Raw genomic sequence first — 15,672 nt, forward strand, 5'->3', positions numbered from 1 at the left:
GATAGTGAGTTAATCGGATTATTGAAAAGAGTTAAAAAGAGTTTAGAAATATAATTTATAGGTTTACTTAGAGCCATTAAGACGAGAATCTCAGAAATATAGATAACTTATTTATGAATATGGATGGATAGATCAATGGCAGAAAAAATAAAAGATATTTATCATATAAATGACGATTTTCCTATTGTAAGCAAGAAGTATGATATTTGGTTAAATAAATTATTGAATAAAACAGAAGATGATATAGATGAAAATGATGTTTACACAATGTTTTCTCAGCATGAGGTTGAGGAGTTAGCAATAAAAAAAGCGTTAGAATTTATTATAAACGATCCATTGGCTGGTGAATTATGGGACGGACAATTTTTAGAACAGTTAGCAAATGTGTCGATTGAGAAATTGAAAAAATATACAAAAGAACTAAAAGAATTACCTTCACACATAGATCAAAACATAGATAATCATCTGTGGGATTTTGCTTTTGAAAGAGACGAATTTATGGAGAAATATGAACAATTAAAAAAAATAATTTCTAACTTGTAAACTTTAGAAAGAGTGAAAAGATACTTTGAGCCAAAATCAATCGTCAATCAACAGAAAACATTCTTCGTACGAAATAAATGTCTTTACCGTGCAATCCGGCGATATATGGATCAATGAAACTAAATATTGCCTATTACGCATCGCATCAAGTATTACTGACTAGAGGCTTAAAACAGGTGAAGAACAGTACGATACAATAACTGAAAAAAGCAGGGAATATTACTACAGAACAATTAAATAAAGGTCAATGGAAGGAATGGATTCTATGATTGACAATAGGTTTTATGAAGGTTTTGAAGGAGAAGCGGAGCTTTCTTTTGTAGCTACTGATAATAAACTTATCATTTGGAACGGCTATTTTGAAACTATTTTAGATCATTTATTAGATTGTAATGTCGAAAAAAAGGGGATGGTGAAAGAATATTTTCATCATGAGGGATGGTATGATGATTCACCGTGGTTGATCAAGGATAAGTCGCTTATTATTGATCAATTAAGGTGTTTCGATATCAGCAAGATCAATCAAACTTCAATAAAAGAGATATTAGAAGAAGTAGTACAAGCAATTGTTTTATTTTTAGAAAATAATTATTTGAGTAAAATCTATATCAACTATGAGTAATAATTTTGGAGGTAAATGTTGAATATTGAATTATTACAAAAGAAAATTGATGATACGAAGTACTGGGATATGTCAATATTGGATATTCAAACTCAGTATTTTAATGACGAAGTATACATTTTTATAGAAAATGATGAAGAAACTTGTTGGAAAATTTGTTTTTTATCTTGTTATAAAGTTAGTTATGAGACCGATGCTAATTGGCGAAAGATAGATAACGTAAAAGAGATGCGAGGGGGACAACTTGGCTATGATGGACAAGATATCTCTTTGAAAAAATATGAAGGAAATCAGAACTTCGTGGAATGTTTCCTTGATCTATCGATTATGACAATGAATATCGTTTGTAAAGAGATTCAGGTGAAAAATAAATATGCAAGAAAATCGATTCTTTTGGCAAGAAAAATCAATTTGAAATAAATGTTTTGGTTTCTGACGAAAGTTAGAGGATCGAGCAGTAACGAATCAACCGATTTACCAACAAGAGCAATCCACGTAACTATTTAAACTAGGAGGATGCACATGTATAGACTACTTTCCGTAGAAGAATCAGTAGCTACACGGAATTTAGAGTTGGAAAATTTAGATACAGCTACAATTGATTTATGTTTTGATGATTCTGCGGTTACTAGTTTTAAAAATTTTGATTTTATGCAAATAAATGAAGTATATGATTGTAAAATTTTTCTTTTTGGTGGACAAGATGATAGTGGTGAAAAATTTCAATATATTAATGATGTTTCAATCGGCAGAACAGTTTTATCAGAAGTTGCAAACGAAAAAGGAGATGTTTACTATATCAATAAAATTTCTGCAAGCAAGTCCATTAGTAAACAAAAAAAGTTAAGCTACAAATATAGTCGAAAAGATCTTATTCAGGTGAATGCTATTATTCATCCCGATTTCGAATAATACTATATTAAAATATTTTTTAACTGATTTCTCTCATAATGAAAGACAACAATAACTCTCCTCATCCGCACCTCTCCAACATAGATTTTCAGTATAAGCTATGCTAAACTAGCAAAGACGAAAAAAGTGGAGGAATGAATGAATGTTTACGAATGAAATGAAAATAATGTTATATGTCGATGACGTCGAAAAAAATGCTACGTTTTGGCAGCAGATTGGTTTTGTGGAATTAGATCGTCAAGAGATGGATGGTACGTTGATTATTGAGATTGCGCAATCGAAAGATGCTGATACAGCGTTTGTCTTATATGATCGTGAATTCATTGAACAGCATTCACCAGGAACTGCTAGTGGCGCACCTTCATTGATGTTCTATAGTGAAGGGATTTTTGATCTATACAAAAAGATGCAAGAATTAGAAGTGACATTAGGTGATTTGGTTCAACTAGGGGAAGAATATGTCTTTAATTTTGCAGACCCTGATGGCAATTACTTTGCTGTGACTGGAAAATAAAGTAGTAAGAATGAAGTGAGGACTCCGGCTGGAAATTTCAGTCGGATTTTTTGTGACCTTAGAAATATAATTACAATAATTATTTTATGTAAACTGCCTCTTGCGCATAAATACACAAGCAGAAAAATCGTCATTTTATTTAGACTTCTTTATACTATTATGGAATGAATTGTAGGAAGGAAGTAACTAAATGGATTACCAAGTACTATTATATTATAAATATACAACGATCACTGATCCTGAACTTTTTGCGAAGGAGCATCTTGCTTTTTGTAAATCTTTGAATTTGAAAGGTCGTATTCTTGTCGCAGAAGAAGGAATCAACGGCACGGTTTCTGGAACGATTGCAGAGACTGAGGCATACATGGAAGCGATGCTAGCAGATGAACGTTTTGCGGATACATTCTTCAAAATCGATCCTAGCGAGGGGCATGCGTTCAAAAAAATGTTCGTTCGTGCGCGTCCTGAACTGGTTTCGTTAAAACTAGAAGATGATATTGATCCGAAAGAAATGACAGGGGCTTATTTGTCACCGAAAGAATTTAAAGAAGTGATTCTGGATGAAGATACTGTTGTCATCGATGCACGGAATGATTATGAATATGATCTTGGTCATTTTAGAGGGGCGGTTCGTCCGGATATTCGTAGTTTTAGAGAACTGCCACAATGGATTCGCGATCATAAAGAAGAATTCATGGAAAAACGTGTCGTGACTTACTGTACAGGTGGGATTCGCTGTGAAAAATTCTCTGGTTGGTTAGTGAGAGAAGGATTCAAGGACGTAGGTCAGTTACATGGTGGTATTGCGACATATGGTAAAGATCCAGAGGTCCAAGGGGAACTATGGGATGGCAAAATGTACGTTTTTGATGAGCGTATCGCGGTCGACATCAACCACGTTGATAAGCAGATTGTTGGTAAGGACTGGTTTGATGGTACGCCATGTGAACGTTACATCAACTGTGCAAATCCAGAATGTAACCGTCAAATGTTAGCATCCGTTGAAAACGAAGAAAAACATTTAGGCTCATGTTCCGTAGCATGTGCAAAACATCCACATAATCGCTATGTCAAAGAAAGAAATCTTTCTACAGAAGAAATCGATGCACAATTAGCAGTGTTTGCTTAATTCGTTTTTTTTAAAACTTAAAATAGAAGGTTAGCGACCATAAAATAAAATGAGAGTCATGAAATTTGTTTTGCAAATTTTCGTGGCTCTCATTTTAGCCTGAAATCAAGCGGTTGTTCCTTTAGCAAAGCGAAAAATGTTGCTACCTTTGAGGGAGAAATTGAGCTATAATCAAATGAAAAGGTGGTGTTATCATGAATCAACCATTTGTTTATGCAATCGGTGATGTCCATGGAAGTTATGATCTTTTTCAAAAATTACTGACATACTACGATCCACGTATCCATCAATTAGTGTTGATTGGTGATCTAAATGATCGCGGGCCAAAAACAAAAGATTGCTTGTTGTTAGGCATGAAGTTAGCAAAAGAGACGGGTGCGGTCTATTTGCGAGGAAACCATGAAGAATATTTCTTACAATTTCTCCAAGACCCTGAAGATTGGTATCCATCTTATTTACGAAACGGTGGAAGAGAAACAATGGAGAGTCTCTTGCATCCAGGTGCAGCAGAAGAGTATTCACCGACGGAGATCGCGATGATGATCCGTTCAAGATATTCAGAACTAGTTGATTTTTTATGCAATTTACCTTTATATTACGAATGGAAAGATTATCTTTTTGTTCATGCAGGTGTTGATTTAACAAAAAAAGATTGGCGAAAGACAAGTCCTAGTGATTTTTTATGGATCAGGGAACCTTTTCATGAGCGAAAGAATTTGACTGGTAAGACGATCGTATTTGGTCATACGATCACTCCATTGCTCCATGGGGATATGCAGACGACCGATTTATGGATACGAGATCAGAAAATAGGGATCGATGGGGGAGCTGTTTTTGGTGGCTCGATGCACGGTGTTGTTTTTGATCAAACTGGAATCATCCAAGATATCGAGTATCAAAACAATCAAGGTCCATGGCAACCTCGTTATTGACAGAAAAGGGCTGGAGAGCATTCTTATCCAGGCCTTTTTAGTTACATTTAGAAATACGAGATTCTATGATAAAATAGACCAGAATGACTTTTTTCGATTCTTGCTATTTATAAGTATAACCGAGAGCAAGTTTCGATTTTGACTTAGAAAAGAGGCTATGTAATGACAGACAAAATAAATCCAACGATTCTAGATCTTGTAAAAAAAGAATTGGCAGATTATCAAGCAAAGCAGTTAACGACTGTTTTAAATTTATTAGCAGAAGGCAACACGGTACCATTTATTGCCCGTTACCGCAAAGAAATGACCGGAAGTTTAGACGAAGTACAAATTCGTGAAATCGAAGAGCGCTATGCTTATTTGGAAAATCTTGAGAAACGTAAAACAGAAGTTTTGCGTCTGATCGATGAACAAGGGAAATTGACGCCAGAATTACAACAAAGTATTACGCAATCAGTGAAGATGCAGCAAGTAGAAGACTTGTATCGTCCTTACAAACAAAAACGAAGAACGAAAGCAACGATTGCCAAAGAAAAAGGCTTAGAACCGTTAGCCACTTGGTTATTGACGCTTACGTCGGCGGAGGTTTTTGCTGAAGCAGCGAAATACGTCACTGAGGAAGTCCCTACGCCGGAAGAAGCATTGCAGGGCGCACACGAAATCATTGCGGAGCAAGTCAGTGACAATGCAAAATTCAGGACATGGGTCCGTTCATATACGTACAACAAGGGTCTTTACGAAAGTACGGTCAAAAACAAAGAAAATGACGAAAAAGGCGTATACGAAATGTATTACGAGTTTTCTGAACCTATCCATAAAATCGTTTCGCATCGGATCTTAGCTACTAATCGCGGGGAAAAAGAAGAAGTATTGAAAGTCAGTTTAACGGTTGATGAAGCTGCAATTTTGACTTACTTGGAAAAACAATTGATTCATGATACAACTTCCCCTTCTGCTAGCTATGTTCGTTTAGCGATCCAAGATAGTTATAAGCGATTCATCCAGCCAGCGATTGAAAGAGAAGTTCGTAATGAGTTGACCGAAAAAGCCGATGAACAAGCAATCGCTATATTTGGTGAAAATTTACGTAACTTGTTGTTACAACCTCCTTTGAAAGGAAAAGTTGTCTTAGGCTTTGACCCGGCTTATCGTACAGGTTGCAAATTAGCAGTCGTTGACGCGACAGGTAAAGTGTTGGCGATCGAAGTGATCTATCCGCATAAACCAGCTAATCAAGCAAAAAGAGCCGAAGCAGGGCCTGCATTTGTAAAATTGATCGATCAGTATCAAGTGGATATGGTTGCGATCGGTAATGGTACTGCTAGTCGTGAATCGGAGTTGTTTGTTGCGGAACAATTGAAGCTAGCCAAACATCAAGCTTTTTATGCGATCGTCAATGAAGCAGGCGCTTCTGTCTATTCTGCGAGTGATATTGCTCGGAAAGAATTTCCAGAGTTACAAGTAGAAGAGCGTAGTGCTGTATCGATTGCAAGAAGACTACAAGATCCATTGGCAGAATTAGTGAAAATCGATCCTAAAGCAGTCGGAGTCGGACAATATCAACATGATGTTTCTCAAAAAAGATTAGCTGAACAGTTGGACTTTGTTGTTGAAACAGCTGTCAACCAAGTAGGGGTGGATGTCAATACGGCTAGCCCTCAGTTATTGCAGCATATTTCTGGACTTAACAAGACGACTGCACAAAATATCGTAACTTATCGTGAAGAGCAAGGGGCTTTTGCTTCTCGGGTGCAATTGAAGAAGGTCCCACGTTTAGGACCAAAAGCATATGAACAAGCCATTGGTTTCTTGCGTGTGCCTGGTGGCAAAAACGTGCTTGATAATACCGCGATCCATCCAGAAAGCTATCCAGTAGCAAAAGAAATCTTAAAGGCGAATCAACTATCTGAAAAAGATTTAGGAAGTAAAGAAGCCATCGAAAAATTAAGTCAGCTTTCACCGCAACACTTAGTGAAACAAGTACCGGTCGGTGAAGAAACGTTGAAAGATATTTTAGAAGGCTTGACTCAGCCAGGAAGAGATATGCGGGATGAAATGCCTGCACCGCTATTGCGTTCGGATGTATTGAGTATGGAAGATTTGAAGCCGGGTATGGAATTAAAAGGAACGGTTCGGAATGTGATCGATTTTGGCGCATTTGTTGATATCGGTGTGAAACAAGATGGTTTAGTCCATATCTCCAAATTAAGCAATAAGTTTGTCAAACATCCAACTGATGTCGTTTCGGTCGGGGATGTAGTGACTGTGTGGATCGAACAAGTGGACACGAACAAAGGGCGTATCAGCTTGACGATGCTCTCACCTTACGAGGAAAAAGCGTGACGCAAGAAGAATTACAGCAGTTGGTCGAAGAAGTTTCGTTGACCAGCTTCAATCGTCCGTTCAGTCATGAAGCAAAGTTCAATCAGCGGTTGAAAACAACGGGTGGCAGATATCATTTGAGCGATCATCACTTGGATTTTAATCCGACGATGTTTGCGGCAACCAATCAAGAAACGATTATCGGGATCATCAAACACGAGCTGTGCCATTACCATCTCCACTTGACCGGAAAAGGCTACCGTCATCGTGATGCGGATTTCAAACAGTTATTGGCAATGACCGGTGGGTTGCGCTATGCACCAGCAACCCCTCCAAACCGAAGACAAAAAATTGAAAGCTATCAATGTCAACGTTGTGCCAATTGGATCTATCGTAAAAGAAAAATCAATACAGATCGCTATTTATGTGGACGTTGCAGAGGACGTTTGGTATGGAAAGAAACCACGTATTCGAATGTTGAGTAATGCATGAGGAGTGAGAGAAATGACAGATGAACAAGCAAGAAACGCTGACTGGAATCGTTTATTGGCTTTTTTAGCAGAAGCTGATCCACAGAACTATTCGGAATTAAAAGCCCCAATGCTGATTTTAGCTGGGAACTGTTTACCTGTATTAGCAGATGAAGCGGCAAAGGCTTATTTGAACCAGCAAATTGACCAAATCGTTTTAGTCGGTGGGATCGGACATGCGACGAAGTATCTCTATCGAAATTTCGAGAAACAAGGGTATGATTTTGAACAAGGATTAAGCGAAAGTGAACTTTGTGCCAAGTATCTTATTGAAAAATATCAGTTACCTGAAGAAGCCATGCTATTAGAAACGAAATCGACAAATAGTGGTGAAAATGCTTTGTTTTCCTATGAGTTGTTAAGCAAACTTGGCTCTTTACCTGAGCGGATCTTGTTGATGAATGATCCTACTTTGCAACGACGGACAAAGGCAACTTTTGAGAAAGAATGGGGCAAGACATCGGTAGATTTTTATAATTATGTGCCGATTCTTCCTCAAGTGACAGAAAGTACCAAGGGATTCAGTTTCTCTGATCAAAGACTAAATGACTTATGGCCTGCTGATTATTTTCAAGCATTGGTATTAGGAGAAATGGTTCGTTTGAAAGATGATGCCCAAGGATATGGTCCCAATGGGAAAGGGTTTATCGGTCATGTCGATATCCCAGATGAAGTGTGGTCTGCTTATTTACGTTTGATTGCGATCAATGAAAAAGCGTCGCTCCAAAGGTGATAGGAAAGCTGATAGTTAAGTAATAGAGGGTCATCCGAATAAATTTGGTTGAAATTTTTTATCGTTTATAAGATAATGGGTTTCGTGTTGAATGTATGAATAAAATAATGGATGATAGTTAAGAGAAGAGGATTCAAATGAAAAATCAAGAAAACTTGTACCACTTTGTTGGTATTAAAGGCTCAGGAATGAGCTCGTTGGCACTTGTATTACATGAAAAAGGGTTAGATGTTCAAGGATCAGATATTGAAAAATATTTCTTTACTCAAAGAGATTTAGAAAAAGCCAATATTCCGATCTTGCCGTTTAATGCAGAAAACGTGAAACCAGGAATGATCGTAATCGCGGGCAATGCATTTCCAGATTCGCATGAAGAGATCCAACGAGCAAAAGAGCTTGGGTTAGAAGTGATCCGTTACCATGATTTTATTGCCGATTTTATCCAAAATTATACTAGTATCGCTGTCACTGGTTCCCACGGGAAAACAAGTACGACAGGTTTATTATCTCATGTATTGACAGGTATTCGTCCCACAAGTTATTTGATTGGTGACGGTACTGGCCATGGTGATCCAGAGGCAGAATTCTTTGCTTTTGAAGCATGTGAATATCGTCGTCACTTTTTGGCTTACTCACCTGACTATGTGATCATGACGAATATCGATTTTGATCATCCTGACTATTACACAAGTATCGATGATGTTTTCTCTGCTTTCCAAACGATGGCAAAACAAGTGAAGAAAGCGATCTTTGCTTACGGAGATGACGACTATTTACGAAAATTAGAAGCAGATGTGCCAATTTATTATTATGGTATGAATGAAGATGACGATATCCAAGCAAGAAATATTGAACGTACGACCACTGGTTCAGCATTTGATGTGTTCCATGGGGATGAATTTGTTGGCCACTTTACAGTTCCAGCATTTGGAAAACACAATATCTTAAATGCTCTTGGTGTCATTGCTGTTGCTTACTTTGAAAAATTAGATGTCAAAGAAGTGGCGGATGAAATGTTGACATTTCCTGGTGTGAAACGCCGTTTTAGTGAAAAACTCGTGGCTGACATGACAGTCGTTGATGATTATGCTCACCATCCAGCTGAAATCAAAGCAACGATCGATGGCGCGCGTCAAAAATATCCAGATAAACAAATCATTGCGGTCTTCCAACCACATACATTTACTCGTACGATTGCCTTGATGGATGAGTTTGCGGAAGCGTTAGATTTAGCGGATGAAGTATATCTATGTGATATCTTTGGTTCTGCCCGTGAAGAACAAGGGGACGTTAAGATCGAAGACTTAGGTGCAAAAATCAATAAAGGCGGTCAAGTAATCAAAGAAGACAATGTTTCGCCATTGCTAGACTATCATGAAGCAGTCATTATTTTTATGGGTGCTGGCGATGTTCAAAAATTTGAACAAGCTTACGAAAAATTGTTGAGCAGTACGACGAAAAACGTTCTTTGATCATTTAACGGAAAAAGAATTTAGTGCCAAAGAGGTTGTCTTGTGACGGCCTCTTTTTGCGTTTAGTTGCGGATGATTTTTTCTCAAAGCTCGTCTGTTTCTTTTTTAGTTATTGAATCTATCTGGTGTAGTTAAAAAATCTTAAAATATCCAGACAAAATACGACCGGTTTTTGTTCAATTGTGGTATAGTTCTCGATAAATAACGTATGGCAATTCATGCGCTGACTTACATAAGTGAAAGACATAAGCATGTTCTGTAACTTGCGTTTTTTGTATGATTTGGTACAATTGGTACGAATGAATAAATAAACTGGAGGGTTTAAACTTGAACATAAGTAAACCGCGTAAATTAGGAAAAACAATCAATGAGATCGAGGAAGGTGACTCGTTATCTTTAACAGAATCAATCGAAGATAACCAGTTATTATTGTATTTAGGATTAACAAATGATGCCAACCCTTTATATATCCAACATGATTTTGCACAGAAAACGGAATATCATCAACCAATCGTTCCATCTGTGATGTTAATGGGAATCATTACAAGTGCAGTGTCTAAACACTTGCCTGGTCCAGGTTCTCATGTGGTGAATTTTTCAGCTAATTTTGTCGAGCCGGTTTTTCATTATGAAACATTGACGTTTCAGTTTGAAGTCATTCGAGTGGATAAAATGAAAAATGTCGTGACTATTTCAGTGGAGGCAGCAAATACACAAGACAACCGTGTGTTAGATGCCGTAGTCATGGTCCAACCACCAGAATTAGAGCAAGAACCAACTCTTGAAAGTGAAGGTGAATAATATGAACAATCAAATTATTTCAAATAGTATCAACCGCTTTTATGCGAAAGTCTACGGATTTTTAGGAATCGGTCTAGCGTTAAGTGCGCTTACTTCTTATCTAGCAATCCAAGTCTTTCCGTATCAAGTAGCAAGCTTTATCAACAACTTCCCATTAGGTTTTATGGGATTATGGATCGTCCAAATCATTTTGGTGTTAGTTTTAGGCACGAAAGCTCAAAAAAATCCAAGCTTAGCCATTGGCGGATTCGTCGCATATTCCTTGCTGAACGGTCTCGTTTTAGCTGTCACTTTAGCTTTTTATGACATTGGAACGATCACGACTGCTTTTATCTCAGCAACAGGGATGTTTATTGGGATGTCAGCGATCGGGATGTTTACGAAAAAAGATTTGACAGGTGTTGGTCGTGCGGGAATGGCAGCATTGATCGGTGTGATCATCGCGATGGTCTTGAATGTCTTTATCTTGAGAAGTAGTGCAGTTGAACTGTTTATCTCATTACTACTTGTAGTGATTTTTGCAGGGATCACAGCTTACGACAATCAAAAGATCGGTAATGTTTATGTCCAATCAAATGGACAAGCAAATAGTGGCGTTGCCGTATTCTTAGCACTTCAACTATATCTTGATTTCATCAACTTGTTCTTAGCGTTCTTACGAATCTTTGGACGCAATAACTAAGCAATCAAGAAACATGGTGTAAGAGATAAAAATAGTGAATAACGAGAGAATCCACAGAGTTTGATGATCAAATTCTAGTGGGTTCTTTTTTTGTTCGATTAATGGTTTAGAAACCATTCTCAATTTTCTGTCTTCCGCCTTAGTGCTGACCGCTTTTCTCACAACCTTTCCCTTATCCGTTTTTTCTTTTCGCATTCTTAGGCATTCTTTGTTAGAATGAGAAAGAACTTTATAGTAAGGAGTTAAGCGGATGACAAAAAATAAATTATTACTCGTTGACGGAAATAGTGTGGCATTTCGTGCATTCTTTGCGCTGCACAATTCGTTGGAACGTTTTAAAAATCGTAATGGGTTACACACAAACGCTATTTATGCCTTTCATAATATGTTTGAGAACGTCATGCAAAAAGAGCAGCCGACGCATGTTTTGGTTGCTTTTGATGCAGGGAAAACGACATTTCGAACAGAGATGTATGCAGAATACAAAGGTGGACGTTCAAAAACACCGGGAGAATTTAAAGAACAAATGCCTTATATCCGTGAACTTTTAACAGGACTAGGCGTGAAATATTACGAGCTGCCAAACTATGAGGCGGATGATATCATCGGGACCTTAGCAGAAAAAGTAGATAAAGAAAAATTTGATGTGGTTGTCTTATCAGGTGACCGAGATTTGACACAGCTGGCATCAAAAGAAATCAAAGTCGATATCACAGTGAAAGGTGTAAGTGACATTGAAAGCTATACGCCAGAACACGTAGCAGAAAAATATAATGGACTTACACCAAATCAAATCATCGATATGAAAGGGTTAGCAGGTGATGCGTCAGATAATATCCCTGGTGTAACTAAAATCGGTGAAAAAACAGCAATCAAGCTGTTGAACCAATATGGCTCAATTGAAGGGATCTATGAGCATATCGACGAAATGAAACAAAGCAAGATGAAAGAAAATCTGATCAATGATAAAGAGCAAGCTTTCTTATCTAAAAAATTAGCAACGATCGATACCGATGCACCTGTGGAAGTCGATATTGACTCTCTTGCATACCAAGGGAAAGATTTGGAAAAGTTAGTGCCTTTCTTCAAAGAAATGGATTTCAAACAATTCCTTGCTAAATTAGATGTTGTCGAAGAACAAGCAGAAATGAAAGATATTTTATTTGAAGTCGTCCATGAATATGATGAAAGCATGTTCCAGACGAATATGGCTTTATATGTCGAAATGATGGGAGATAACTACCACACAGAAGACATCGTTGGTGTTGCTTGGGGAACATCAGAAAAAATCTATGTCACAAATGACTTAGCGATTTTTGAAAATGAAGCATTTCTTTCATGGGTCGGGGATAAGACGCGTTTGAAAAATGTCTATGATGCGAAACGTACGTATGTAGCATTGAACCGCTATGCGACCAAATTACAAGGAATCGACTTCGATGTCTTATTAGGTGCTTACTTATTGGATACCAATGAGAAAAGTGACGACATTGAAGGTGTTGCTACGCATTATGGCTATCATGATATCCAATCGGATGAAGCGATCTACGGAAAAGGCGCGAAGAAAGGATTGCCAGAAGATGAAGAAGTTTTCTTTGCTCACTTAGCACGGAAAGTTTCAGCAATCAATGGGTTGACTCCTAAACTAAGCCAAGAACTTGCAGAAAAAAATCAAGAGGATCTTTTCCGCAAAATGGAATTGCCTTTGTCGATTATTTTAGCTGAAATGGAGATCAGCGGGATCAAAGTGGATGCCACACGTCTACAAGAAATGAAAATCGAATTTTCAGATCGTTTGCGAGAGATCGAGCAAAAAATCTATGAAGAAGCTGGCGAAGAGTTCAATCTGAACTCGCCAAAACAATTAGGTGTGATCCTGTTTGAAAAAATGGGTCTACCAGTGATCAAGAAAACGAAAACTGGCTATTCAACAGCTGTTGATGTCTTAGAACAATTACGTGAGCAAGCACCAATCGTGGATGATATTTTGATCTATCGCCAAATCGCTAAAATCCAATCGACCTATGTCGAAGGCTTGTTGAAAGTGATCCAATCGGACGGCAAAGTCCATACTCGTTACGTTCAGACATTGACACAGACAGGTCGTTTGAGTTCGGTCGATCCTAACTTGCAAAATATTCCGATCCGTTTGGATGAAGGGCGTAAGATCCGTCAAGCCTTTGTTCCGCGAGATAAAGATTGGTTGATCTATTCTTCTGACTATTCACAGATCGAATTACGTGTGTTGGCGCATATCTCAGATGATGAGCATCTAAAAGCTGCCTTTTTAGAAGGGCAAGATATCCACTCAAGTACTGCCATGCGTGTATTTGGGATTGAAAAAGCAGAAGATGTGACACCAAATATGCGTCGTCAGGCAAAAGCAGTCAACTTTGGTATCGTTTATGGGATCTCTGATTATGGTTTATCGCAGAATCTAGGAATCACTCGTAAAGCAGCACAACAATACATCGATACTTATTTTGAAAAGTATCCTGGTGTGAAAGAATATATGGAACGAATCGTTCGTGAAGCGAAAGATCAAGGTTTCGTGGAAACTTTATATCATCGCCGTCGTTATTTGCCGGATATCAATTCAAGAAACTATAACATTCGTTCATTTGCGGAACGTACAGCGATCAACACGCCGATTCAAGGAAGTGCGGCGGATATCTTGAAAATCGCCATGATCGAATTGGACAAACGTTTGAAAGAATCGAACCTCCAAGCGACGATGTTACTTCAAGTACACGATGAACTAGTATTTGAAGTGCCAGAGAGTGAATTGGAAATGTTAGATAAATTAGTGAGTGAAGTAATGGAACAGGCAGTTACCTTACATGTCCCATTGATTACAGATAGCAGCTGGGGCAAAACATGGTATGAAGCCAAATAATTCTTTACTGTTATACCGATAAACAAACAACGAGGGAAGCTCTTTGGTCGGTTTCGTTCGATTTAAGAGCTTCTTTTTTCGATGAAAAAAGAACGTGGGAGTTCAATCAAATAAGTAAAAATTGCAGGTGAGAAAAAGCATGCCCGAATTACCAGAAGTTGAAACGGTCCGCAAAGGATTAGAGAAATTAGTGAAAAACAAAAAAATCAAAAACGTCCAAGTGTTGTGGCCGAGAATCATTGAACAACCAGAGGTACCGATTTTTGAAGCAACCTTAGTTGGTGAAACTATCGAAGCAATCGGTCGTAGAGGGAAATTTTTGATTTTTCATTTAAGTCATTATGACATGATCTCTCATTTACGTATGGAAGGAAAGTATCAATACGTTGAAAACGATGAACCAATCGATAAACACACGCATGTGATTTTTTCTTTTGAAGATGGCAGCCAATTGCGTTACCACGATGTCCGGAAATTTGGTCGTATGACGATTGTGGAAAAAGGTGCGAGCAATACGTATAAAGGAATCTTGAAATTAGGTCCAGAACCTTTACCAGATTTATTTTTATTGAAAGATTTCACTTTAGGTCTACAAAAATCACATAAAGCCATTAAACCATTATTACTTGATCAAAAACTTGTTACTGGTCTTGGAAATATCTATGTAGATGAAGCGTTATGGGAAGCGAAGATCCACCCAGAACAACCCGCAGATTCTTTACGTCCTAAAGAAATCAAGCTGCTTCGTCAAGCAATCATCGATGTGTTATCTCGAGCAGTTGAAGCTGGTGGCACAACGATCCGAAGTTATCTCAATGCGTTAGGAGAATCCGGTAGTTTTCAAGTAGCGTTACATGTTTATGGTCAAACAGGCGAGTTGTGTGTGCGTTGTCAAACACCAATCGTGAAAACGAAAGTTGCGCAAAGGGGGACGCACTATTGTCCAACATGTCAGAAACTAAGAATACCCAAGTAGGATTTGTGTTAGGGTTGACCGGTGGGATCGCAACGGGTAAAAGTACTGCGGCGGCTGTATTTCAGCAATATGGTTTTCCGGTGATCGATGCAGATCAAGTGGCAAGAGAAGTCGTTGAACCAGATACACCTGGACTCCAGGCGCTGGTTCAAGCTTTTGGAAAAGAAATACTGCAAAAGGATGGTCAATTAGATCGGCAAAAACTTGGCCAATTGATTTTTGGTTCTGTGACCGCTCGTGAGCAATTGAATCAAGTATTGGATCCATTTATCCGCGGGAAAATCACTGAAGAAATCGTGAAGAACAAAGCAACACATCCGTTGGTGGTAGTTGATATTCCATTATTATTTGAGGGACATTATGATGCTCAAATGGATGCTGTTGCAGTCGTTTATATTCCCGAATCCCAACAAATCGACCGATTGATGGCACGGAATCAACTAACGAAGCAAGAAGCGGAACAACGGGTCAAAAGTCAATTATCCATTGAGGAAAAGAAACGTCGCGCAGATATTGTATTCGATAATCGTCAAACAAAAGAAGATTTATCGGACGAAATCAAAAAATGGTTGTCGTTTAATCGCTTTCTTTGAGTAAATTGCAACATT

The 15,672-nt window shown here is 38.1% G+C and carries 16 protein-coding genes; all 16 read left to right on the top strand.

Going from position 1 to position 15,672, the window contains the following annotated elements:
* Positions 1-135: 135 nt before the first annotated feature.
* The 16 genes from JZO83_RS09335 (at position 136) to coaE (ending at position 15,657) form a co-directional block, all read left to right on the top strand.
* Positions 136-543: a contact-dependent growth inhibition system immunity protein gene (locus JZO83_RS09335; protein ID WP_207115577.1), complete on the top strand. Its 408-nt coding sequence runs from the start codon at positions 136-138 to the stop codon at positions 541-543.
* A 265-nt stretch (positions 544-808) separates the two neighbouring features.
* Positions 809-1,165: a hypothetical protein gene (locus tag JZO83_RS09340; RefSeq protein ID WP_207115578.1), complete on the top strand. Its 357-nt coding sequence runs from the start codon at positions 809-811 to the stop codon at positions 1,163-1,165.
* An 18-nt stretch (positions 1,166-1,183) separates the two neighbouring features.
* A complete protein-coding gene (locus tag JZO83_RS09345) occupies positions 1,184-1,585 on the top strand; it encodes a hypothetical protein (protein ID WP_242542559.1) in 402 nt (133 codons plus the stop codon).
* A 102-nt stretch (positions 1,586-1,687) separates the two neighbouring features.
* Positions 1,688-2,077 carry a hypothetical protein gene (locus JZO83_RS09350; RefSeq protein WP_207115579.1) on the top strand — a complete coding sequence of 130 codons (390 nt, stop codon included), beginning with the start codon at positions 1,688-1,690 and terminating at the stop codon, positions 2,075-2,077.
* 142 nt (positions 2,078-2,219) lie between these two features.
* Positions 2,220-2,591, top strand: a complete 372-nt coding sequence (locus JZO83_RS09355; protein WP_207115580.1) for a VOC family protein — start codon at positions 2,220-2,222, stop codon at positions 2,589-2,591.
* Between the two features lie 190 nt (positions 2,592-2,781).
* Complete coding sequence (locus JZO83_RS09360; protein WP_207115581.1) at positions 2,782-3,720, top strand: rhodanese-related sulfurtransferase; 939 nt, start codon at positions 2,782-2,784, stop codon at positions 3,718-3,720.
* Between the two features lie 194 nt (positions 3,721-3,914).
* Positions 3,915-4,652 carry a metallophosphoesterase family protein gene (locus JZO83_RS09365; protein WP_207115582.1) on the top strand — a complete coding sequence of 246 codons (738 nt, stop codon included), beginning with the start codon at positions 3,915-3,917 and terminating at the stop codon, positions 4,650-4,652.
* 162 nt (positions 4,653-4,814) lie between these two features.
* Entirely contained in the window at positions 4,815-6,995 is a 2,181-nt protein-coding gene (locus JZO83_RS09370; protein ID WP_207115583.1) for a Tex family protein, read from the top strand.
* Positions 6,992-7,459, top strand: coding sequence for a SprT family protein (locus JZO83_RS09375; protein ID WP_207115584.1), 468 nt, complete (start codon positions 6,992-6,994; stop codon positions 7,457-7,459). The genes JZO83_RS09370 and JZO83_RS09375 overlap by 4 nt, the downstream gene beginning before the upstream one ends.
* Positions 7,460-7,478: 19 nt before the next feature.
* Positions 7,479-8,237, top strand: a complete 759-nt coding sequence (locus JZO83_RS09380) for a YdcF family protein (protein WP_207115585.1) — start codon at positions 7,479-7,481, stop codon at positions 8,235-8,237.
* A gap of 137 nt (positions 8,238-8,374) precedes the next feature.
* A complete protein-coding gene (murC, locus tag JZO83_RS09385) occupies positions 8,375-9,709 on the top strand; it encodes a UDP-N-acetylmuramate--L-alanine ligase (protein ID WP_207115586.1) in 1,335 nt (444 codons plus the stop codon).
* 327 nt (positions 9,710-10,036) lie between these two features.
* Entirely contained in the window at positions 10,037-10,510 is a 474-nt protein-coding gene (locus tag JZO83_RS09390; RefSeq protein WP_206857232.1) for a MaoC/PaaZ C-terminal domain-containing protein, read from the top strand.
* 1 nt (position 10,511) lies between these two features.
* Positions 10,512-11,192 carry a Bax inhibitor-1/YccA family protein gene (locus tag JZO83_RS09395; RefSeq protein ID WP_206857234.1) on the top strand — a complete coding sequence of 227 codons (681 nt, stop codon included), beginning with the start codon at positions 10,512-10,514 and terminating at the stop codon, positions 11,190-11,192.
* A gap of 250 nt (positions 11,193-11,442) precedes the next feature.
* Complete coding sequence (gene polA, locus JZO83_RS09400; RefSeq protein WP_207115587.1) at positions 11,443-14,088, top strand: DNA polymerase I; 2,646 nt, start codon at positions 11,443-11,445, stop codon at positions 14,086-14,088.
* A gap of 139 nt (positions 14,089-14,227) precedes the next feature.
* Positions 14,228-15,064, top strand: a complete 837-nt coding sequence (gene mutM, locus JZO83_RS09405) for a DNA-formamidopyrimidine glycosylase (protein WP_206857245.1) — start codon at positions 14,228-14,230, stop codon at positions 15,062-15,064.
* The gene (gene coaE, locus JZO83_RS09410) at positions 15,028-15,657 is read left to right on the top strand and encodes a dephospho-CoA kinase (protein WP_242542560.1); all 630 of its coding nucleotides are present in this window, start codon (positions 15,028-15,030) and stop codon (positions 15,655-15,657) included. Before mutM ends, coaE begins: the two co-directional genes overlap by 37 nt.
* The last annotated feature ends 15 nt before the right edge of the window (positions 15,658-15,672 follow it).

The organism is Enterococcus sp. DIV1298c (assembly GCF_017316315.1).
Classification (GTDB): domain Bacteria; phylum Bacillota; class Bacilli; order Lactobacillales; family Enterococcaceae; genus Enterococcus_B; species Enterococcus_B mangumiae.

Coding starts and splice junctions, on each gene's coding strand:
- JZO83_RS09335 (WP_207115577.1), top strand. CDS start 136: ATGGCAGAAAAAATAAAAGATATTTATCATATAAATGACGATTTTCCT.
- JZO83_RS09340 (WP_207115578.1), top strand. CDS start 809: ATGATTGACAATAGGTTTTATGAAGGTTTTGAAGGAGAAGCGGAGCTT.
- JZO83_RS09350 (WP_207115579.1), top strand. CDS start 1,688: ATGTATAGACTACTTTCCGTAGAAGAATCAGTAGCTACACGGAATTTA.
- JZO83_RS09355 (WP_207115580.1), top strand. CDS start 2,220: ATGTTTACGAATGAAATGAAAATAATGTTATATGTCGATGACGTCGAA.
- JZO83_RS09360 (WP_207115581.1), top strand. CDS start 2,782: ATGGATTACCAAGTACTATTATATTATAAATATACAACGATCACTGAT.
- JZO83_RS09365 (WP_207115582.1), top strand. CDS start 3,915: ATGAATCAACCATTTGTTTATGCAATCGGTGATGTCCATGGAAGTTAT.
- JZO83_RS09370 (WP_207115583.1), top strand. CDS start 4,815: ATGACAGACAAAATAAATCCAACGATTCTAGATCTTGTAAAAAAAGAA.
- JZO83_RS09380 (WP_207115585.1), top strand. CDS start 7,479: ATGACAGATGAACAAGCAAGAAACGCTGACTGGAATCGTTTATTGGCT.
- murC (WP_207115586.1), top strand. CDS start 8,375: ATGAAAAATCAAGAAAACTTGTACCACTTTGTTGGTATTAAAGGCTCA.
- JZO83_RS09395 (WP_206857234.1), top strand. CDS start 10,512: ATGAACAATCAAATTATTTCAAATAGTATCAACCGCTTTTATGCGAAA.
- polA (WP_207115587.1), top strand. CDS start 11,443: ATGACAAAAAATAAATTATTACTCGTTGACGGAAATAGTGTGGCATTT.
- mutM (WP_206857245.1), top strand. CDS start 14,228: ATGCCCGAATTACCAGAAGTTGAAACGGTCCGCAAAGGATTAGAGAAA.